Genomic DNA, 20,838 nt, shown 5'->3' with positions numbered 1-20,838 from the left:
TAAAGTTTTTCTTGATGTCGAGTGGACGATGGTTTAGTATTGCCAAACATTGTTATTTTTGAAAGGGTGCTCGTTTGAACGGCATCCTGTAAATGTAAAGTCGTAGCGCCTGTTGATAAGGAACTGCGGCTTTTTTTATTGAAAAAAACAGTCTGCAGGGAGGGGTGTCCTAAATAGCGAGGGGGAGCTGATCGTAGGATTTTGTCTTTCATGAATTCGGCACGTTGGTGCCTTCTAAATGGGGGGTGTTCATGAAGCTCGTTGCTGAAGCTTTTCTCGTCCTGTTCTTTCTTGTCTGTTTAGTCCCTTCTTCCGTTTTTGCTACAACACAGCAGTGTGTCAATGAAGATGACACTGCAAATGCTGTTCTCTTTGTTGACAAAGAGATGAATAAACCGATCGAGATAACACTCACGGCGATTAACCCGATTTATCAGGTCGATGAAAAACGCGGTTGCTGCTCGCATCATGGTGGTGTTGCTTACTGCGGTTCCAGTGGTTATTGGATCTGTAATGATGGGACGAGGAGCCCGACCTGCCGTTGTGATTAAGGTTTTGTTTATTGGTCCATTAAGAAGCATCGGTTTCTTGGCCTACGGATTAGAAGTCCGTTGCTCTCAAGACAAGGATCAATTGGCTACGTATGCATACCTATTAAGTAGAGAGTTGAAAAATAGAGTTTCCAGCGTTCTTTGACGTGGAGGCTTATGCCAAGAAAAAATATGGGAAGTGTTTGAATGCATAAGTAAGAAAGCGGAAGCCTCCAACTGGCGGACGGCTCATAATGAGCGGCAGGGTCGAATCAATCGCCCTGAGTCAGACCCAGAGAGGAGGCTTCCATGGAAAGTATTCATTACATCGGTTTGGACGTCCACAAGAAAACCATCGCTTTCTGTATTAAAACCCTGAGCGGAAAGAGCGTTCGACAAGGGGTTGTGAACGCAGAACGAAACGCGCTACGACATTGGCTGGCGGAATTGTCTTGTCCCTGGATGGGGGCCATGGAAGCGACACTCTTTACCGGTTGGATTTACGACTTTCTAAAGCCTCACGCCGTTGAGTTAAAAGTCGCGCACCCGGAAATGCTCAAAGCAATCACCGCAGCCAAAAAGAAGAATGACCGGGCTGACGCAGAGAAGTTGGCGGACCTTCTGCGCGTCAATCTTTTGCCAGAATGTCACATGATGTCCGAAGAGCTACGGGACGGCGCATTCTTCGCTATCGGAACATGGTGGTTCGCACGGCAGTGCAGATGAAGAACAAAATGGCCGGATTGATGATGGAGGTCGGCGCGACCTACGACAAAAAACGGCTGTATGGGAGCAAATACTTCAATCAACTGATGGCGCGGGTAGATGATGTGCCCGATTCGGTCAAAGAGCTGTTACAACTGAGCCGCAGCAATCTTGAGCTGTTTACCGCCATCCAGAAGACACTGGTTCGGACTCTTCGAGAGAATGAGCTGATTCGACGGAGGGTTGAGCTTTTGATGAGTATTGCCGGGGTTGGAGAGATCATGGCTTTGACCTGGGTGTTGGAGATCGGTGATCCAACCCGCTTTCACACAAACCGGGAAGCCATCAGCTATTGCGGACTTTGCAGCGCACAACGGGAATCGGCCGGAAAAGAGCAACGAGGACCACTTTCCAAAAAGCGCAACAAGCACCTCCAGACCATGCTGATCGAAGCCGCCAAACTGGCTCCACGATGGAATGCACAACTGGCAGAATTGCATGAAAAAGAGTTGACTAAAGGCAATCGCAACCGAGCCACTTTAGCTGTTGCACGCAAGCTGGTTGAATATCTGTTGGCCGTTGATCGACGTGGTACTGCTTTTGAGGAGAGACAATCTCAGGTCGCCTGAGTTGAAGAAAAACAGATAATCTTTACATCAAACGATCTTCCCGCCGGGCCTTGCGGATTAGGGACTACGTGAGCTTCGCTGCACGACATTGGGAGTGTATCAAGGTCGGCGGGTTGGCCCAAACTCAATCTTCTGTGAAGGGATGATATCCCGGAGACAGCACATGGATGTCTGGTCGCTGATTTAGCGGACCAAAAGGACAGATCAAAAAGATCGAAGGATGCAAGGGACAAGGAAAAACAGAGTCGCCACCGGGAGGATGCCCGTGAGGTAAAGGGAAACCTCCGCTTTCCCCTTGACTTTATTTATCATGGATGTCCCGGATTTTTCATGAAATAGGTGCGGATTTTATACGAGTGCAATTTAAGGATGGTTCAATATATCGATACACCATTGCAAGTGCCGGGCAGCAAAACATTAAACAGATGGTTGCCCTTGCAAGGTCAGGCGATGGGCTTAATGCATTTATAAATAAACATGTCAGAAAGCTTTATGCTGCTAAGGAAAGATAATATGAAGATTATTCAGTAAGGGGGTATTGTGGATTTGCAAGAATATCAACATGAGATTGCCAACAGATTGCGTGTTGTGTATCCGAATACGCCAATTGAGACAGAGTGGCGAACGATGACAGGAGTTGCGAATGTGTATTCTCCTCGTTTAGATGCTGCTGTTGGACCATTTGCCGTCAACCAAAGGTACATTGAAGACTACAATCAAATGGTTCATGAGTCGTGGGATTTCCTTGAGTTGTTATTGAATTTCCATAACATGAATATGCAAATGTTCGGGAATCATAATGCTCAAATTAATCTTCATGATGTTGCGTTCTTCAATGAAAATTCAAGATGTTTTTTGGCAATAGAAATAGAAAACAATGTCAGTAGAAAACATCTTATGGGAGGAGCAATTAATGCCTCGGCTTTAGGACGAATAGGATTGGCAGTTGCATGGACAGATGAAAAACTTCGGGCTTTTGTGAAGCTTAATCACTATTTGAGCTTCTTGACAAGGGTAGAGAAAAATACCTTTAACACCAGAAATTTGCTGGTTCTTCATCAGGATCAGTTTATTGATGCCCTGGATTAATATTTGGTGGAGGTTTTAATGGCTTTTTTTCAAGGCTCTTATTGGCGCAAATGGGATTTGCATATTCATACCCCTGCTTCTTTTCATTGGAATGGAGGGAAACGTTTCCCAGATATGACGGGTGCTGAAAAGGAAACTTCCTTAAAGGGTATTGTTCAGAAAATTAATGACTCTGATATTGCGGCATTTTGTATTGTCGACTATTGGACGTTTGATGGATATGAGGAGCTTGCCTCTTATGTTGCTTCTGGTAGGGCGACCCTCAAAAAAACTGTGTTTCCAGGGATGGAGCTTCGAGTTGAGGCACCTGTAAATTATCGTCTTAACGTTCAAGTCCTTCTTTCTGACAAACTAACGAAACAACAAAGAGCTGATTTCAAGTCAGCCTTAAGGATAAGTGGTTCTGGGCGTGGAATATCTGAAGAGGCTTTGATTGAATTTGCACGAAGTCTTCCTCCAGATAAGGCAGCGATTCATGGATTTACAGGTAACTACGCAGATGATCCATTGAATCTTCTACAGCTTGGGAGCCAAACGGTTGAAATAAGTCGTGAGTCGCTAATAAGTGCAAAAAATGAAATTCCAAAAGGCACCTGCCTGATTATTCTTCCATACGATACGTCCGATGGACTAGAAAAACTAGATTGGGCAGCACATCCATGCGCCGATCAATACTTTATGCGATCGGCGGATATTTTTGAAACACGATCACAGAGTAATATCGATCTTTTTTTGGCAAGGAAAAGCCCTGAAAATGAAAAGTTCTTCGATAATTTCCTTAAGACAATGGGTGGACAACCCAAACCAGCAGTTTCTGGTAGTGATGCCCACAAAATACAGGATTATGGGGTATTCCCCGGGGATAAAATAACATGGATTAAAGCCGACCCAACTTTCGAGGGTTTACGTAAGACGCTGATTGAGCCAAGAGAGCGAACTTATGTCGGGGCCTATCCTAAGCAACTGCAAATTCTAGACAGTCACCCTACAAAATTCATTCAATCGATCAAGATAAATAAAAAGGCAGGGTCAACTTTTAAAGAGCATTGGTTTGACTGTGAAATTTCCTTTAACCCAGGGCTAATTGCAATTATTGGTAACAAAGGTAATGGGAAGAGTGCTCTCGGTGAAACGGTGGGCTTGCTTGGTAAAACCCAAAATACAGAAGCTTTTTCATTTTTAAGCGATAAGCGATTTCGTCAAACAAAAAACAATAAATCGTCCCATTTTGAGGGGACAATAGAATGGGCTAGTGGAGTCAAAGAAACTGTTTCATTGGACAAAAATCCTGATCCCAAGTCATATGAGCTGGTAAAATATATTCCGCAAAATTATTTAGAGCGGCTTTGCAATGAATTAGACTCGACTGCTGAAACGAGCTTCGATGAGGAGTTGCGTTCAGTTATCTTTTCTCACGTTAAAGATGAAGACAGGCTTGGGAAAACAAGCCTAGAAGATTTGATTGACTATAAGACTACCCAGGCAAATAAGAAAGTAGAAATAATCAAGCAAGAGCTTAATGAAGTCACAACCAGATTGGTTTCTCTTGAGAAAAAAGCTTCATCTGATTATCGCACTAAATTAGAAGGTGCGTTAGCGGCTAAACAACATGAGCTTGATACGCATGATAATAACAAGCCTCTTGAGATACCTAAACCTGAAGCGTCTGTTGAACAAAAAGAAAAGATTGAATCACTTACAAAAAAACTATCTGAAAAGAAAGAAGCTCTAGAAAAGGCCGATTCACTAATTGCCGACACAAAGAAAGAACTTGGCACCATCAACCTGAATATTTCAGCAGCTCAAAGACTAATTTCTTTGATTGATAACTTTGAGCGTCAAGCAGATTCATTCAAAGCTGATGCTAAACCAGATATTGAAACTCTTGATCTGAAAGAGACAGATATTTTTACGATCAAACTCTCAAAAGAGTCCGTTATTAGCAAGCGATCGTCGTTGATTAAGAAAAAGACTGATCTAGAAGATCTTTTAAATGAGGAGCAAAAAAATTCACATGTTAATAATAAAAAGATAATAGAGGATGAACTAAAATCTATTCAGGGACAGCTTGACGCCCCGCATAAAAACTATGAGGCATATCTCTCCAAAATGATTGCGTGGAATAAAACGCGTAAAGATATTATTGGATCAAAAGAAGCACCTGAGAGTATTGAATACTATAAATTCCAAATAAGCAGTCTTGATAATATTCCTAAAGAAATAGAAAAGACGCGAGGATTAGCTACTGAAAAGGCAAAAGAAATATTTAGGGAGAAGGCCACTTTAGCTGGTGTTTATAGGGAGCTTTATAAGCCTGTTCAGGAATTTATAAATTCAGACCCCGTAGCGAAGAAACAATTGCAACTGCTTTTTAATGTTGAGATAGCTGACACAGGTTTCGTTGACACTTTTTTCACTCATGTGAGCCAAGGAGTTCGTGGCACATACTGTGGTACTGAAGAAGGGAGAAAAAGACTTACAAAGCTTGTTTTAGATAGTGACCTGGCATCTGAGGATGGTGTTGCTCAATTCATTGAGCGATTACTACAGAGTCTTTTGATAGACGAGCGTGACGGTAAATCAAAAACAGAAGTAAAGGACATTGTTAGGAAGGGGCAGTCAGCAAAATCACTATATGATTTTATATACAGTTTCGATTACCTCAAACCAAAATATACGATGGGGATTTCTGGGAAGGATTTACACGAACTATCTCCGGGGGAACGCGGTGCTCTCCTATTAGTTTTCTATTTGTTGGTTGATCAAGACGATGTCCCGCTTATCATAGACCAACCAGAAGAAAACCTAGACAACCAAACTGTCTATAATTTACTAGTACCTTGCATCAAAGAGGTGAAAAAACGTAGGCAAATTGTTGTGATAACACATAACCCGAATCTCGCAGTAGTTTGCGATGCTGAACAGGTTATTTGCTGCTCTATTAATAAACAAGATGGGCACAGACTTGAGTATAAGTCTGGATCAATAGAAAACCCAACAATTAATAAGCTTATAGTAGACATACTTGAAGGGACTCGACCAGCTTTTGACAATCGTGGTTCAAAGTACCTTGATAAAGTCATAACTCATTAGGTTGGTTAGGTCTGAAAGTTATCACTGTGTCTCTAACATTCCTTCATATATCTGATATACATCTCATTGCTGTCTCATAGTTTCAAATAAGAGATAACTGCTTGTTGCATAAAGGTATTTTTGGTTTTGGCGGTAAGAACAGTTCTTTGAAATCGCGTCGTTCGAACAAGTTTAGCTGTAATATTCGCAACATCTGCTGCATGGAGCGTCCGATCTTCGCTTGAAATTTCAAGAACGCCAGCACCAGATACGCACACAGGGCAATCCAGAGCTGAGTCATCACGGCATTGCGCGAGGTTCCCAGAAAGCTCTTGATGCGCAGGTTTTGCTTGATCCATTTGAAGAACAGCTCAATCTGCCAGCGTTCTTTGTACAATTCAGCGACCGTTGCCGCTGGAATATCCAGCGCATTGGTCACAAATTCGTAAGTGATGTCGGTCTCCGCATCCAGATACACGACCTTGCGGAAAGTTCCCACGATGCCTTGCAGCTGAATCTGTTGATCCAAGAGGACCCCTGGACTTTTCCGGCCCCGACGCTTCTTGCCGGGAATGGTGACCGCATTGCTTTTCAGCCGGGCGACAAAGCGGACTTCTGCTTTCGTGAGCTCCTGATACCATGTGTAGTCAGTGTAGCCCCGGTCGAAAACAACGTAGGAGCCCTTGGGAAAGCCCAGTTGCCGAGCGACCTTGATTTCATGCTCCTTGCCTTCAGTCAGATCGACAAAGGCTGGCAAATAGCCGTCTGCATCCAGACCGATATGAAGTTTAGCGGCCCCTTTCTCTTTGCGGTACTTTGCCCAGGGAAACAGGGACAGCGTCAGGTCAATCATTGATGCATCCAGGAGAAAGAGCTTCTCCTTGAACTTAAACCGCTTTCGCGGTGCGCAACTCTGGCAGCGAGCCAATAACTGCTGAAACAAGGCCTCGTACATCTGATGAGGCTGTGTTTCATTCGCTCTGGCCAAGGTTGCCCGGCTGAATGGCCTGACACCAAGGTGGTAGAGCTTGCTGCCTTGAGCCGCGATATTATCGGTAATATCCCTTAGACTGTTGCGGCCGGTCAGTTGGGCTGTCAACAGGGCTATAAATTGAGTCCAACGGGAAAACGAGCGGAATTTCTGACCGGCGTGATGTTTGTTTGCCAGAGCCTGAAATTCATGTCTCGGGAAAATACGTACAATTTGAGAAAGAACAGTGCTACAATGCGCCATGGCTTGGAACTCCTTGTTTTCAATGTGATTTTGGCGAATTCATTGTAACACAAGTGGGCTCCAGGCCATTGTTTTTATTGATCAATCTATGAGACAGCAGTGTATACATCTAGGAAAATCCTACCGTAGCTCTCCTGGCGAGGCCGAACGCTACATGAGGCAAAGGGGTCTGGGCAAAGGGGTCAAGTCTTGTTTTGACTTTTGATTGCTGGCTGTTATGCTCTGTTCATGTCCAGACCTCTCCGAATAGAATACCCCGGTGCCTGGTACCATGTTATGTGGGCAAAGGGGTCAAGTCTTGTTTTGACTTTTGATTGCTGGCTGTTATGCTCTGTTCATGTCCAGACCTCTCCGAATAGAATACCCCGGTGCCTGGTACCATGTTATGAACCGTGGCCGCCGGAAAGAAGATATTTTTTTTGATCAGGATGATTTCCAGCTATTCCTGGAGATTCTGAAAGATACCGCGCGCATGTGGAATCTGCGTGTGGCGGCTTATTGTCTGATGTCTAATCATTATCATCTTCTGGTACAAACACCGGATGGTAATCTTGGGCGTTGTCTGCGGCATCTTAATGGTGTCTATACGCAACGATTTAATCGCACGCACCGACTTGATGGGCAGTTGTTTCGAGGTCGCTATAAGGCCGTACTTGTTGAAGATGATGAACATTTATTGCAACTGCTTCGGTATATCCACCGTAATCCCCTTGAAGCCAAAATGGCCGAATCGCTTGAAGCATATCCGTGGAGCAGTCATTGTGCGTATCTGCCATCACGGAAGGGTTGGGAGTGGGTCTTTAGGGATAAATTGCTGGCGATGTTTTCACCTTCCCCCAAAGAGGCCTTTGCCGGATATCTCCACTTTGTTGATCAGGATAACACTCCAGAAGTGCAGCATTTTTATTCTCTGAAGAACCTTCCTTCCATATTTGGGTCAGCAGGGTTTATTGATAGGATTCGCAGACGGTTTGGTTCGTCACCTCGCTCTAAAGATGTTCCACAATCTGCAATACTGTCTGTTGAGTTCACGGATATTGAAGCCGCTGTGTGTCGAGTTTATTGCATAACCAGGGAGCAGCTGCTGACTTCGAGGCGTGGTGAAACGAATCAGCCGAGAGATTTGGCCATGTATTTATTGCGCATATATTCACGTAAGACTTTGGCTGAAATAGGGCAATGCTTTGAAATTGCCAATTACAGCACTGTCAGCAGCGGCATTGTCCGAGCGCAGAAAGCGCTGAAAACAGATAAGGTTGTGCGTAAGATCTTTGAAGATATGGAGCAGTGTCTTCGCAAAAGTCAAAACGAGACCTGACCCTCATGACGTTTTTATTGGTCCACTAAGAGGCTTCGGTTTCTTGGTCTACGGATTAGAAGTCCGTTGCTCTCAAGGCAAGGATCAATTGGCTACGTAAGCTTCTCCGTCAAGTAGACCGTTGAAAAGTAGAGTTTTAAGCGTTCTTTGACAGGGGCGTTTACCACAAAAAAAATGGAAAGTGTCCCGAATGGCGCTCGTTTAAGAGCAGATGGCAGCAAAACCGGGACTGTCCCCGCACGGGGGCTGTCCCAGGTCTTTGCGGTGCTAACCCCTACAGTTTCATGGCTCGCAAACTCTTGGGACAGCCCCCGATGACTCTGGGGACAGTCCCGAGTTTACTGCGAAGTTGCTTAAACGAGCGCCATTCGGAAGTGTCCCGATTTTCCCACGATTTCCCCAGCAGCATTGTTAGCCTTGCCATCCCATGTCCCTACAAGTATCTAAAAGTAAAAACATGTTCTAGATATCAGAAATATTATAAAAACCCTCTATACTTTAATGGGTTAACCTAAAACCAATCGGTACAGGGAGGTATTTATGGCCAACACTCAGGACCCCAAAATGCACAAAGGCTCTCAGTTCGATCCGGCAGAAACCAATTCCTCTCCCTCCAGACGCTCATTCCTCCGCAACGGGAGCATCGCCACCATGGCAGCGGCCATCGGTATGCAGATTCCCTTTGAAAAGCTGCTGCCGGACGGAGTGAGCCTTGTTGGTATGGCCCACGCAGCCGACATGAAAAAAATTGACGGCAAAATACCCGAGATGATCATCTTGAATGACAAACCCCTCAACGCTGAACCACCCCCGCATTTTCTTGATGACAGCGTCACCCCTTACGACAAGATGTTCGTCCGTAATAACGGGATACCGCCGGTCCAGGTCGATGCCGCAACTTGGAAACTGACCATCGAAGGGGAATCAGCGAAAAAGTCGGTATCCTTGTCGATTGCCGATCTGAAAAAGAAGTTCAAGACCTATACTTACCAGATCCAGCTTGAGTGCGGCGGCAACGGACGCTCAGAATTTAACCCGCCTGCCAAAGGGAATCAGTGGCGTGTCGGTGCGGTTTCCTGCGCCGAGTGGACCGGGGTGCGCCTGCGTGATGTGCTGGAATATGTCGGCATTAAGGATGATGCTGTTTACATCGGTTATTACGGGACTGATACCCATGTCAGCGGTGACCCGAACAAGGTGGTTATTTCGCGCGGGGTACCCATGTCGAAAGCCCTGGAGGATGAGTCCCTGATCGCCTGGGCCATGAATGGCGAAGATATTCCGCCGCTGCATGGCTACCCATTGCGCTTGATCACCGGCGGCTGGCCAGCCTCTACCAGCGGCAAGTGGCTCAACCGCATCGTCATCCGCAACAAGGAGCATGATGGTCCCAAGATGACCGGCATGTCCTACCGCGTCCCGGCCTATCCCGTCGCCCCCGGCACCAAGGTTCCCGAGAAGGATATGGCGGTTATCCAATCGATGCCGGTGAAATCGCTGATTACTTCACCACGTTCCGGTTCCCTGGCCACCTTAGGGCAGGAGTTGGAAGTGCGCGGTCATGCCTGGGCGGGGGACCTTGCGATTAAGGCCGTGGATATCTCCATCGACTTTGGCAGCACGTGGCATGCCTGCGATCTCAAAGCACCACGCAACCGCCTGGCCTGGCAGGACTGGTCAGCCAAGGTCAGCTTCCCGCAGGCGGGCTATTACGAAATCTGGGCGCGCGCAACGGATGAGAACGGCACCATGCAGCCGATGGTCGTTCCGGGCTGGAACCCGCGCGGCTATTTAAATAACGCCTGTCATCGCGTAGCGGTTAAAGCGATTTAGCCTCCGACTTGAAAACTTGCCTGTAATTGTTGGTTGCTATTTCTAGTTTCCAAATAGCAACAATTAAATGAGACGGGAGACTCATATGCACCTAAAATACTTACTTATGCTACCGCTGCTGGTTTTGGTGATGATGACGATAGCCTGGGCGGCTGATCCGGAGGTGGACAAAGACACCGGGCTGATCATTGCCCCCGGCTTTGCCGAAGTAAAAGAGACCTGCACCGTTTGTCATTCCGCTATGCTGATTACCCAGAACAAGGCAGACCGGGACGGCTGGATCGATATGATCCGCTGGATGCAGGATAAACAGGGGCTGCAGGAGTTGGAACCAAAACTGGAGAACACGATTCTCGACTACCTGGCAAAACACTACGCCCCAACGGCCACCTCACGCCGTCCACCACTGCAGATTACTTTTCCTGAGTAAAAGGCAATACACCCGGTCATCTGAAAACAGGTGACCGGGTGTTCTTTTAGATTTCCAGAAATAAAATAAACATGGGCTAATAAATTTTGCAACTCTTTATAAGTAACACGATGGCTCGCGATCCCAAATATGCCATTAATAGTGCTTACTGCGGTCGCTGGTACCGATGGCCGTAATCAAACCGTCGTTTTAAGATATTGATAAATCTATAAAATCATCCCATTGAGATTTCAACGCCCTCGGGGTAGAGCCGGGGGAAATAATATCCAGCGACACTTGCCGGGAAGGAAAGTCTTACCGGCCCCTTTTCGGTGTCGGCTTGAAGCAGCTTGTTGTCCAGCAGCTTTTTGAGGATGCGGCGTGCTGTCCGTTCTGGACGTCCTGTTATGCGTGCAGCTTCTCCTCGGGGAACTTCGCCCCGTAATAAAGCTTCGCGGAGCAAATAGCTCGCTTCTGGCACCAGTTCTCCATAGCTAACCTGGCGCTCCACGTATCCGGCAATCCTTTTCTGGAGGCCATCAAGGTCTAAAAGCATAGCCATAAAGTCGATCTGGTCCAGAGCGGTTTCCAGGAAGAAAGTACAGAATCTGACCAAGCCACGGTTCGACAGGTTGCCGCGACCATCCATGTCGCCTTGCCTGTGTTCATCAGCTCCTTGCAAGGCAAATAGGTAGTCAGTCCGATTTCGTGAAAATCCGCGCGAGACAGTCCATAAGCCATGCCCGTCAATCTGGGCCTTGATCAAATAAGCGTGAGTAAAGAGGCGAGTGACGCGGCCATTACCATCCAGGAACGGGTGAATCCAGGTGAGGCGATGGTGAGAAGCCGCTGCTGCAATCACTTTGTTGACTGCATTCAGCCTGGTTGGGCTGTAGCCTGTTTGAAAACGACCAAGGAAATTCGCTAGAGCTTCATAGGTCGGCGCTATGTGGCGGCCAACAGTCACTTCGTCTTTCCGCAACTCACCGGGGAAAACCTGCTTGGTCTTGCCGTCCGGGGTTTTGACCTGGCAGAACTCTGCGGGGAGTCGGGCGTAAAATTCGCTATGAATCCAGCTGAGAAACGCTGGGTCGCAAATATCATCATCAGGGTTTTTCTGTAATTTTTCTTCGATGAGTCTCTGCACCTCGATATGGGCAGCGCTCTCCATCTGCATCGCCCGCATCGCAGGGTCTTGTGAGTAATCTTTTTCCAGAGCCCGTTCTATGTCGACAGGATGAGTATTGTGGCCTTCAATCAGGTTGGAGTAGTGACTGTTCATTGCGCGAACCAATTCAACGACAGCTCCTCTTGTCAGAGGGTGCAGGGATGTGCTCAGAGCCGCTGATCGCCGAATAACTTCGATGGCAAGATCGGTCAGGCTGGAGTCATTGACTGAGGGGAATAATGGTTCCATCTGGGATATGCTGCTGTATATAGCTGTTGCTGTCATTTGGTTCTCTTTTTGGCCGATCTTTTGGCCGGTTCATTGTTTTTATTCAATCTTTTAAATCAGTAGTTTATGGGATTTTTTGCTTTTTTACAATGGCTAGTTGGCCGATGCTGTGGCCGGTCGAGACATATGATAGCAAGAGTGGTTTGATTCTAGTGTCCCGTTCGGTGAATTATTGGTCTTAATTTTGAGTTATTTTTGTTGCTGTCAAGGCTTGCCACCGCAGGCCTGGCTTGGGCTAAGCCGAGAAGGCAGAACGTCGACAGCGGCAAAAAGGACCGGAATTGGGATAGAGAACTAACCGTACGGGACACGAGGCGTGAAGGGGAGGAAGACAGGGCCATTTACTGTATATTTCATGGATGTCATGTTTGGAGATAGGATGGTCCAACTGTACGAGGGTTCTCCCTAGAATTTAGCTGGTTTTCATCCGGAAACGGCCCTTTTCCGCTGTGGCGGTGTCAATCTGCGGGTTTTCTTGTGCGGCGTAAAGGACTACGCCTCCGCGCAACCCCTTGATTTCCTTGCCACAGCGAAAAATTTCTCGTTTCCAATCTGAAAACTTAGCCGTTGCCCTTAGGAGTTTCCGGATGGCAACTAGCTGGGAACTGCCCGCTTTTCTCCAAAGGCACGTAGCCCGGTAGTGTGAATTTCTGCTATCGGGATTATCTTTTACTCTCCGGAGAAACCATGGTGGCACACTGGGCAGGGCCACTGTCGGCGTTGTCCACAGCAGGTTCAGCCGAATCACCAGCAAAACGGGACAGGATGCTGGCGCTCAATACCATGAGGATTCCCAGCCCCTTGAACAGATTGAACCCCTCCTGCAAAAACAGCATGCCGAGAACCACGCCGAAGATGACCTCGAGATAGGTCAGGGCTCCGTACTGGAACATCGGCATCCGCTTCATCGCGTAGAACATACAGCCAAAAGCTATAATTCCCACCAGCAGGCCATATATGGCAGCCACTCCTGTTTCCACCGCCGCAGTTCCTGGCAACTCTGCCAGCATAAAGGGTAAAAAGACAACTGCTCCCAGGGCATTCTGGAAGTAGAGGACTTCCACTTCGCTGTGATCCGCCAGCGCATCTTTGAAGATCAAGGCGGATGCAGCAAAGATAAAAGCTGAGGCAACCATGCAGACGCTTCCCATAAGGTCATTCGGAGAGAGGGAGAATCCTTTCTCCAGGTTCAGGCAGATCACACCCGCCAGGGCAAGAAAGAGCAGGCCGATCTCTTTAAGTTTCAGCTTCTTTTTCCGGACCGCTGCTTCCAGAAGCAAAGCAAACAGGGGCCACAGATAGAGCAGAACCACTCCGTTGGCAATGGAGGTCAGTTTGTAAGCCAGGATATAGAGAAGCATCCGTGCCGCATTGAACAGAGAGCCGATCCAGAGTTTTTTCCGGCATACTCTCGGACCAAGGACCAGGCCTTTTTTGATCATCATGGGCAGGAGAATGAGAAAAGGCACTCCCATGCGGAAGCCGCTGAAGGCCAGGGAACTGAACGAGATGCTTTTAATAAACAAACCGCTCGAGGCGCCGATCAGTGTCCCCAGAATAATTGAGACGAGAGGTTTTTTCGATTTCATGGCTGTCTGCACGATCTGATAGGTCACGTGGATAGGAGATTGTTTTTTCGGTGATCGCGTCGGTGGCGCTGTAAACTGCTCCCCTCCCGAAAACCGAGCTGTTTATCGTTGTAGGGGACAGGGCACACCACTGTCAATCAAAAACCCCGGCCAGCAGGTGCCATTTAGGTTTAACTTCTATTTCAGTCACCGCCACTCCCGAAATCGGCAGACTGTTTTTTAATAACCAGGTCGGTGACTCAAGTTGAGTGGGAGGAGGGCCGAGTATCGTTTTCTTATATTAATTCATTCCCCTGTTGAGAGCGCTGCCGGTGATTCGCGCGACACATCGCTTTTGCACAGTGCTATAGTGGCACCAATATAATATAGCGGCCTTGCTTCGGAGTGAAACATTCTGCAAATCCCCAACACCATCAACCCTGCCAGACCTGTGTCGAACGAGGAGGCATTGTAAAAAATGAAACAGCGAAATCTAGGGAATATCGGGACGGTTGTTTCCGCGGTCGGAATAGGCGGCATGTCATTTTCCGACTTCTACGGGCCAACGAATACGGAAAAATCACATGCCATATTGTGCAAGGCGTTGGACCTCGGCATTGATCATATTGACACCTCAAACGTGTACGGCCAGGGTGTGTCGGAGGAACGGATCGGTTCATTTCTTAAAGACCAGGGCCATCACAAAAATGATTTTTTCAAGATCGCGACAAAGGCTGCAATAACACGCGATAAGGATGGCCGCAGACATTTTGACAACAGCTTCAGCCACCTGCAAGCGGAACTGGATAAATCCCTGAAGCGTCTGGGCATTGAGCAGATTGAACTCTTTTATATCCATCGGCGCGATCCCAATTGCCCCATTGAAAAGGTCACGCAGACACTGGCCGAATTCGTCAAATCCGGCAAGATCAAACAATTCGGCTTCTCCGAAATCGCTCCAGCCTCACTCCAGTTGGCGGCAGCCATTCATCCTGTCGGTGCTGTGCAATCTGAATATTCACTCTCGACGCGATCGCCGGAAATGGGGCTTGTGCAAAGAACCAGAGATCTTGGCACCTCACTGGTGGCGTTCAGCCCGATCGGGCGCAGCCTGCTGACAGATGATCCGCATTCATTTGAAAAATGCCAATCGATCGATTTTCTCAAAAACAATCCAAGGTTTCTGAAGCCCAATTATGACCATAATATCGCCGCGACGGACCGCTTCCGCTTACTCGCCAAGGAGATGGGGCACAAGACCGCTTCTCTTGCCATTGCCTGGCTCTTGCACCAGGGGGAGCACATTTTGCCTATTCCCGGCACCCGATCCGTTTCTCATTTGGAGGAACTAGCCGCAGGTGCAGATATTTCGCTGAGTGAGAGCGATTTGCAGGCGATAGAGAATTGCCTGCCGATAGGGTGGGCGCATGGCGACCGGTATTCTGTGGCGCAATGGGTGGGGCCGGAACGATACTGCTGATTTGAACTCGGTAACTTCAGAATAGCTAGTTTTTATCCGGAAACGGCCCTTTTCCGCCGTGGCGGTGTCAATCTGCGGGCTTATTTGTGCGGCGTACAGAACTACGCCTCCGCATAACCCCTTGATTTCCTTGTCACAACGAAAAATTTCTCGTTTCCAATCTGAAAACTTATGCGTTGGCATCCGGAGTTTCCGGATGCCAACTAGCTAACTGTAAGTGTATTCATCGGCATGTAAATCTGAGCCACTGCCAAAACGCGTGTCAGGTGGTGACGCTGGGCCCCTTATAAGATTTTTTATAAGGGGCCTCATTATGTCATGACCCTTTTCATTTACACCGGGTAAGAACCTCACCAAGAATCGTAATACAGGTTTCAATTTCCTCCCGGCTGACGTTCAGCGCAGGCATAAAGCGAAGCACATCAGGGCGTGGTGCGTTGATGATCAGTCCCTGTTCAAAAGCCTGCTCTGCTATGGTGGATGCGATTGGTGTCGGCAGCAGAAGCGCGAGGAGCATTCCGCTGCCACGTACCACCCCTAGTCCGTGGTGCCGGGACAGTTCCTCAAGTTGCTTTCTTAGAAACTCCCCGTTCTCCTGGACTTTTCTGAAAAAGCTGGATTCAAGCATTGCCTCCATAACCGAGACACCTACTGCCGTCATAAGGGGATTCCCGTTATACGTGCCTCCCTGATCCCCTGGCTCAAAGCAGGAGATCATCTCCTTTGCCAGTACGGCAGCCAGGGGAACGCCGCCGCCAATACCTTTGCCAAGCGTCATAATATCCGGCTCAGCCTCAGCCTGTTGATAGGCGAAAAGAGTTCCGGTACGGCCCATGCCGGTCTGGACTTCATCGAGGATAAGAAGAAGATTTTCCTTATCAGCAAGTTGCCTGAGACCGTGCAGAAACTCCTTCGTTGCCGGTATAACCCCGGCCTCGCCCTGAATCGGCTCCACCATGATGGCTACGGTGTGTTCCGAGACTGCTGCGGCAACTGCTGCCAGGTCGTTAAAGGGAACCTGGATAAATCCAGGGACTTTCGGTTCAAATAATTCTTTCCACTTGGGTTTTCCCGAGGCTGACATGGTCGCCAGAGTACGGCCATGGAAACTGTTGTCCATGGTGATGATTTCATAGGCGCCATGCTTATAAAGGCTGCCCCACTTGCGAGCCAGCTTGATGGCGCCTTCGTTGGCTTCTGCTCCGCAGTTTGTGAAGAAGACCCTGTCCAGACAGCTATGTTCTGTCAGCAGATTCGCCAGGCGAATTGCCTGGTCGTTGTAAAAAGCCGGGCTTGGGTTGAACAGGCGTGCTGCCTGCCTGTTCACGGCTTCCACCAGCAGGGAAGGAGTGTGCCCCAGGCAGTTAACGGCCCAGCCCTGAATAAAGTCGAGGTAACGTTTGCCGTCACTATCGATAAGCCAGGAACCATGACCTTCAACCATGACAACGGGAGGCCTGTTGGTGATCGCTAAAAGGGAATTAAAGTTGCTCTGCTGCACGATGATACTCCTCTCTGATCAGTCTGGTGTTCGTTGCACCAAGGCAGAAAACAAAAAAACCCGCCTTGAAAAGGCGGGTTTTGGGGGCTTTATATGTGTGTCGATACTAACGCACGCTACTCTATCGCACCTTGCAAGGCAAAAATTTTCAGCGAATTGTAGCGTTGACGTCGAATCATGCGCGTCAGTCTGCCGAGCTTTGAAACTCTTGTCAATCTATTTTGGAGCGGTGTGAAACGTTTGACCTTCGTTTAGCTTTCCACTTTAAAACTTTCAGTCTGCGTACCTATTTCGGATCATCAATAATCGTTGCTGATTTTGTTATAATGACGAAATTACTCTGACATGAGCAGACAAAGGAAATACCATGGACCTGCGTAAAACTCGTACCATTGTCCTCAATGAAGGATCAGCGGAAGATAAACGTGAACAAATCCGTGATTATTTTCATAAATCCTTCTCTATCGATGAACAGCTCTACGACACTCTGGCTCATGATAATGCCTTCTATCTGCGCGCAGAACAGTTGCGCCACCCGCTGATATTCTATTTGGGGCATACGGCTGTTTTTTACATCAACAAGCTGGTTGTCGCCAAAATCATTGATGAACGCATCAATCCTCATTACGAGGCGATGTTTGCCATCGGTGTTGACGAGATGTCGTGGGACGACTTGAATGATGAGAATTATGATTGGCCAAGTGTTGCCGAAGTCAAGGCCTACCGCGACCAGGTGCGCGCCCGCGTTGATCAGGTGATCGAGACTCTTCCGCTTTCACTGCCTATCGCTTGGGACAACCCCTTTTGGGCAATCATGATGGGGATTGAGCATTCGCGTATTCACCTGGAAACGTCTTCCGTGATTATTCGTCGTTTACCGCTCGACCAAGTGCGTCCGTTGCCTCTCTGGGAGATTTGCGAAGAAACAGGACCGGCTCCAGATAATGAACTTCTGCCGGTTGCTGGTGGCAACGTCATTCTTGGTAAAAAGAAAGACCATGCACTTTACGGTTGGGATAATGAGTATGGTCGTCACCAGTTTCATGTGGATGATTTTCAGGCCGGAAAATACCTGGTTTCCAATCAGGAATTTATGCAGTTTGTTGAGGCGGGCGGTTACCAAAATGAGGGCTGGTGGACTGCTGAGGGTCAGCGTTGGCTTGAGTTCAGCAAGGCGGAACAACCACTTTTCTGGGTCAAGGATGGCCCCGGTTATCGCTTGCGGACCATGGCCCGGGAAATCCCCATGCCCTGGGATTGGCCGGTTGAAGTGAACTATCTCGAAGCCAAGGCTTTCTGCAACTGGAAAGCCAGTGAATCTGGTCTACCGATCCGTTTGCCCACCGAGGACGAATGGTACCGATTGCACGACCTGCATGAAATCCCTGATCAGCCTTACTGGGAACACGCGCCAGGGAATATTAACCTCGAATTCTGGGCCTCTTCCTGTCCGGTGAACCGTTTTCCTTTTGGTGATTTTTTTGATCTGATCGGTAATGTCTGGCAGTGGACCGAAACACCGATCAGCGGTTTCACCGGGTTCGAAGTGCACCCCTGGTACGACGATTTCTCCACGCCTACCTTTGACACTCAGCACAATCTCATCAAGGGTGGCTCGTGGATTTCCACCGGCAACGAGGCTACCCGGGATTCACGTTACGCATTTCGCAGGCACTTCTTTCAGCATGCCGGTTTCCGCTATGTTGCCGCAGAACAGGAGCTGGAAACCATAGAAGCGATGTACGAAACTGACGATTCCGTGGCCCAGTATTGTGATGCTCATTTTGGACCGGATAAATTCTCTGTGCCGAATTTTCCTGCGCAGTTGGTGAAAATCAGTCTTCAAGCCATGGCAGACCGGCCCAAACAACGTGCCCTTGATCTTGGCTGCGCGGTCGGTCGGGCCAGTTTCGAATTGGCCAAACATTTTGATTTTGTTACAGGTATCGACTTTTCAGCACGTTTTATCCGGATTGCCCATCAGCTGCAAGAAAAGGGCGTCACCCATTACCAACTGCCGGAAGAGGGAGAAATCGTCTCCTTCCATGAAGTACGACTGAGTGATTTGGGTCTCGCCGGACTTGCCGGCAAAATTGAGTTTTCGCAAGGGGATGCGCACAACCTGAAGCCGCAGTTTACCGACTATGATCTGGTCCTGGCAGCAAACCTGCTTGATCGTCTCTATGATCCGGCGCAGTTTTTGTTGGGCATTCATGAACGGATGCGTCCTGGGGGACTGCTGGTTATCGCTTCGCCTTACACCTGGCTGGAAGAGTTTACCAAAAAGGAAAACTGGATTGGCGGAATCCGTATTGCTGGTGAACCATTCAGTACCTTGGATGGCCTCAAGGAGAAGCTCGGCAGCCATTTCCGTTTGGTCAAAGAACCACGTGATATAGAATTTGTAATCCGTGAAACAGCACGCAAGTTTCAACATACGATCTCACAGGTGACTATCTGGGAGAAACTTCCCTGATGCTGATATCTGATGTTTTGCGTGCTCACACAGTGTTGCCGATTGGCCGTTGGAATAAGAGTTTTTGTTGGAAGAGCGAAACAGGCTTTGGAGCATCAGGGGACGAGTCACTCTGATGCTTCAGCACTCTGTTGGTCGCGTTCTTCAATAAGTTGCTGTTTGCGTAATTGACATATAAGCACGGGTTTTCCATCCAGCAATCGATACATCCGATAACCACAACTACCGTAGCCGCTGCAAGCGTGACATTTTAAATCCTTTATATCAAAGCCCCCTAGATCTTCTGGTTTGAGTTCGAGGTCTTTAGGAGATTTTCGTGTGGACATGAGTTGATTCCTCCTGAGTGCATGCAGTAGGTTGCCGTAGTTATACAAATTGAGTACGAATGGAATCCTCCTGGCGTTGCCGGGGGACCCGAAAAGTTTGACAGTTCCTGAAGTCATTGAAAGCTTCCCCTCTTTGAACCTCTCAACGTTTACAGAAAAGGAGGCTTCTGTTGAACAACATACAAAGCTTTAAGTCATCCGGTATAGTAAAGCAAGGACCATGCTACATTTTTGGATACCGAAGTGCCGCCGGAAAATACTTTATGGTCCAATCCGGCAGCATCTTGGAGAAGTCATTCGGGACCTGGCTTGGCAGCGAGAAAACTTGGTTCTGGAAGGTCATGCTCAACTAGCAGCCTTCAGGCGGCCCCCTAATCGCTTTACAGCTGAGACGCTACGCACCAATGCGTTGAATCTGGTGGAGGAAATATGTCGAAAATCAAGACGGCTCTCATTGTCGGGGCTTCAAGAGGCCTTGGATTCGCTATTGCAGAAGAACTATTAAATCGAAATTGGAACGTCATTGGAACTGTCCGAGAGGGCAACAGAACTGAGCTCCATAGTCTGGCTGAAAAGTGGGATGGTAAACTTCAGGTCAAATATCTCGATATGACAATCCCATCTCAAATTGAACGCCTTAAATCCAATTTAATTGGAGAATCATTGGACCTCCTTTTTGTGAGTGCGGGTGTCGCCAACGAAAAGGGCATGCAAGAAACCATCGGTGAGATTTCAACGGAAGAGTTTGTTCGCGTCATGGTGACGAATACGCTTTCCCCAATGCGGGTGCTTGAACAACTCACCGAGAATGTTCGGCAGGGTGGCGTTGTTGGTGTTATGTCATCGGGACAAGGGAGCATTGCCGACAACGAAAATGGTGGTAACGACGTTTATCGAGCAAGTAAAGCAGCACTGAACATGATTATGAGAAGTTTTGCTGTGCGAAAGGGAAAAAATCACGCACTTCTACTGTTAGCCCCTGGCTGGATTAAAACAGACATGGGCGGCAAAGAAGCTAAATTTACCGTTGAAGAAGTGATTGGCGATATTGTTGATACTATTGTTTCTCAAGAAGGGAAAACGGGCCTTCAATACCTGGATCGTTTTGGTAAGCCTGTGAGGTGGTAAAATCGTGCTCTCTATAATGTTAACTGTTTGAAGTTGAGCGAAACATAATCGGATCAAGTTGGCGATCCGTTTCCCCGGGCGGCT

Annotated in this window: 16 protein-coding genes and 1 pseudogene; 12 read left to right on the top strand and 5 right to left on the bottom strand. The window is 47.9% G+C overall.

Annotated features, from left to right (window positions below):
* Nucleotides 1-251: 251 nt before the first annotated feature.
* The 5 genes from N909_RS0100895 to N909_RS0100875 all read left to right on the top strand — a co-directional run bounded on the left by N909_RS0100895 (nt 252) and on the right by N909_RS0100875 (nt 6,046).
* Nucleotides 252-551 (top strand): hypothetical protein, encoded by a 300-nt coding sequence (locus N909_RS0100895; protein WP_029909978.1) that lies wholly within the window; start codon nt 252-254, stop codon nt 549-551.
* 288 nt (nt 552-839) lie between these two features.
* Nucleotides 840-1,256 carry an IS110 family transposase gene (locus tag N909_RS25975; protein ID WP_211253900.1) on the top strand — a complete coding sequence of 139 codons (417 nt, stop codon included), beginning with the start codon at nt 840-842 and terminating at the stop codon, nt 1,254-1,256.
* A complete protein-coding gene (locus N909_RS25970) occupies nt 1,253-1,864 on the top strand; it encodes a transposase (RefSeq protein WP_211253899.1) in 612 nt (203 codons plus the stop codon). The genes N909_RS25975 and N909_RS25970 overlap by 4 nt, the downstream gene beginning before the upstream one ends.
* 540 nt (nt 1,865-2,404) lie before the next feature.
* The gene (locus N909_RS0100880) at nt 2,405-2,953 is read left to right on the top strand and encodes a hypothetical protein (protein ID WP_029909975.1); all 549 of its coding nucleotides are present in this window, start codon (nt 2,405-2,407) and stop codon (nt 2,951-2,953) included.
* Nucleotides 2,954-2,971: 18 nt separating this feature from the next.
* Nucleotides 2,972-6,046 carry a TrlF family AAA-like ATPase gene (locus N909_RS0100875; protein ID WP_155005834.1) on the top strand — a complete coding sequence of 1,025 codons (3,075 nt, stop codon included), beginning with the start codon at nt 2,972-2,974 and terminating at the stop codon, nt 6,044-6,046.
* Between the two features lie 82 nt (nt 6,047-6,128).
* Here N909_RS0100875 and N909_RS0100870 read toward each other — a convergent pair whose 3' ends face one another.
* Nucleotides 6,129-7,259, bottom strand: coding sequence for an IS4 family transposase (locus N909_RS0100870; protein WP_029909970.1), 1,131 nt, complete (start codon nt 7,257-7,259; stop codon nt 6,129-6,131).
* Between the two features lie 337 nt (nt 7,260-7,596).
* Between N909_RS0100870 and N909_RS0100865 the strand changes: the two genes are divergently transcribed.
* From N909_RS0100865 to N909_RS0100855, 3 genes are all read left to right on the top strand, one after another.
* Complete coding sequence (locus N909_RS0100865; RefSeq protein WP_029909967.1) at nt 7,597-8,577, top strand: transposase; 981 nt, start codon at nt 7,597-7,599, stop codon at nt 8,575-8,577.
* A 540-nt stretch (nt 8,578-9,117) separates the two neighbouring features.
* The gene (locus tag N909_RS0100860; RefSeq protein WP_211253897.1) at nt 9,118-10,410 is read left to right on the top strand and encodes a sulfite oxidase; all 1,293 of its coding nucleotides are present in this window, start codon (nt 9,118-9,120) and stop codon (nt 10,408-10,410) included.
* An 85-nt stretch (nt 10,411-10,495) separates the two neighbouring features.
* A complete protein-coding gene (locus tag N909_RS0100855; protein WP_029909964.1) occupies nt 10,496-10,840 on the top strand; it encodes a hypothetical protein in 345 nt (114 codons plus the stop codon).
* Nucleotides 10,841-11,054: 214 nt separating this feature from the next.
* Here the strand turns inward: N909_RS0100855 and N909_RS0100850 are convergent, their stop codons facing one another.
* Nucleotides 11,055-12,272 carry a Fic family protein gene (locus N909_RS0100850; protein WP_029909962.1) on the bottom strand — a complete coding sequence of 406 codons (1,218 nt, stop codon included), beginning with the start codon at nt 12,270-12,272 and terminating at the stop codon, nt 11,055-11,057.
* Nucleotides 12,273-12,937: 665 nt separating this feature from the next.
* The gene (locus N909_RS0100845; protein WP_029909960.1) at nt 12,938-13,864 is read right to left on the bottom strand and encodes a DMT family transporter; all 927 of its coding nucleotides are present in this window, start codon (nt 13,862-13,864) and stop codon (nt 12,938-12,940) included.
* Nucleotides 13,865-14,321: 457 nt separating this feature from the next.
* Here N909_RS0100845 and N909_RS0100840 point away from each other — a divergent pair, with 457 nt between their 5' ends.
* Complete coding sequence (locus N909_RS0100840) at nt 14,322-15,323, top strand: aldo/keto reductase (RefSeq protein WP_029909958.1); 1,002 nt, start codon at nt 14,322-14,324, stop codon at nt 15,321-15,323.
* A 328-nt stretch (nt 15,324-15,651) separates the two neighbouring features.
* On the opposite strand, the gene N909_RS0100835 is transcribed toward N909_RS0100840, so the two are convergent.
* Nucleotides 15,652-16,830 (bottom strand): acetylornithine transaminase, encoded by a 1,179-nt coding sequence (locus tag N909_RS0100835; RefSeq protein ID WP_036682613.1) that lies wholly within the window; start codon nt 16,828-16,830, stop codon nt 15,652-15,654.
* 361 nt (nt 16,831-17,191) lie between these two features.
* Between N909_RS0100835 and ovoA the strand changes: the two genes are divergently transcribed.
* Nucleotides 17,192-19,300, top strand: coding sequence for a 5-histidylcysteine sulfoxide synthase (gene ovoA / locus N909_RS0100830; RefSeq protein WP_029909955.1), 2,109 nt, complete (start codon nt 17,192-17,194; stop codon nt 19,298-19,300).
* A gap of 107 nt (nt 19,301-19,407) precedes the next feature.
* Here ovoA and N909_RS0100825 read toward each other — a convergent pair whose 3' ends face one another.
* Nucleotides 19,408-19,626, bottom strand: a complete 219-nt coding sequence (locus tag N909_RS0100825) for a hypothetical protein (RefSeq protein WP_029909953.1) — start codon at nt 19,624-19,626, stop codon at nt 19,408-19,410.
* Nucleotides 19,627-19,846: 220 nt separating this feature from the next.
* On the opposite strand from N909_RS0100825, the pseudogene N909_RS26115 reads away from it, so the two are divergent.
* Together N909_RS26115 and N909_RS0100815 are read left to right on the top strand one after the other, a co-directional pair.
* A pseudogene (locus N909_RS26115) lies at nt 19,847-19,969 on the top strand (IS200/IS605 family transposase); the annotation flags it as partial.
* An 86-nt stretch (nt 19,970-20,055) separates the two neighbouring features.
* Nucleotides 20,056-20,754, top strand: a complete 699-nt coding sequence (locus N909_RS0100815; RefSeq protein WP_029909947.1) for an SDR family NAD(P)-dependent oxidoreductase — start codon at nt 20,056-20,058, stop codon at nt 20,752-20,754.
* Nucleotides 20,755-20,838: the final 84 nt, after the last annotated feature.

Source organism: Pelobacter seleniigenes DSM 18267 (assembly GCF_000711225.1).
In the GTDB taxonomy this organism is placed as follows: Bacteria; Desulfobacterota; Desulfuromonadia; order Desulfuromonadales; family Geopsychrobacteraceae; genus Seleniibacterium; species Seleniibacterium seleniigenes.
The sequence above is the reverse complement of the archived record's forward strand: the minus strand, read 5'-3'. Positions and strand labels throughout refer to the sequence as shown.

What these genes read in the sequence shown, in the direction of transcription:
- N909_RS0100895 (WP_029909978.1), top strand. Translation starts at nt 252, where the DNA reads ATGAAGCTCGTTGCTGAAGCTTTTCTCGTCCTGTTCTTTCTTGTCTGT.
- N909_RS25970 (WP_211253899.1), top strand. Translation starts at nt 1,253, where the DNA reads ATGAAGAACAAAATGGCCGGATTGATGATGGAGGTCGGCGCGACCTAC.
- N909_RS0100865 (WP_029909967.1), top strand. Translation starts at nt 7,597, where the DNA reads ATGTCCAGACCTCTCCGAATAGAATACCCCGGTGCCTGGTACCATGTT.
- N909_RS0100840 (WP_029909958.1), top strand. Translation starts at nt 14,322, where the DNA reads ATGAAACAGCGAAATCTAGGGAATATCGGGACGGTTGTTTCCGCGGTC.
- N909_RS0100860 (WP_211253897.1), top strand. Translation starts at nt 9,118, where the DNA reads ATGGCCAACACTCAGGACCCCAAAATGCACAAAGGCTCTCAGTTCGAT.
- N909_RS25975 (WP_211253900.1), top strand. Translation starts at nt 840, where the DNA reads ATGGAAAGTATTCATTACATCGGTTTGGACGTCCACAAGAAAACCATC.
- N909_RS0100825 (WP_029909953.1), bottom strand. Translation starts at nt 19,626, where the DNA reads ATGTCCACACGAAAATCTCCTAAAGACCTCGAACTCAAACCAGAAGAT.
- N909_RS0100845 (WP_029909960.1), bottom strand. Translation starts at nt 13,864, where the DNA reads ATGAAATCGAAAAAACCTCTCGTCTCAATTATTCTGGGGACACTGATC.
- N909_RS0100870 (WP_029909970.1), bottom strand. Translation starts at nt 7,259, where the DNA reads ATGGCGCATTGTAGCACTGTTCTTTCTCAAATTGTACGTATTTTCCCG.
- N909_RS0100875 (WP_155005834.1), top strand. Translation starts at nt 2,972, where the DNA reads ATGGCTTTTTTTCAAGGCTCTTATTGGCGCAAATGGGATTTGCATATT.
- N909_RS0100850 (WP_029909962.1), bottom strand. Translation starts at nt 12,272, where the DNA reads ATGACAGCAACAGCTATATACAGCAGCATATCCCAGATGGAACCATTA.
- N909_RS0100815 (WP_029909947.1), top strand. Translation starts at nt 20,056, where the DNA reads ATGTCGAAAATCAAGACGGCTCTCATTGTCGGGGCTTCAAGAGGCCTT.
- N909_RS0100855 (WP_029909964.1), top strand. Translation starts at nt 10,496, where the DNA reads ATGCACCTAAAATACTTACTTATGCTACCGCTGCTGGTTTTGGTGATG.
- ovoA (WP_029909955.1), top strand. Translation starts at nt 17,192, where the DNA reads ATGGACCTGCGTAAAACTCGTACCATTGTCCTCAATGAAGGATCAGCG.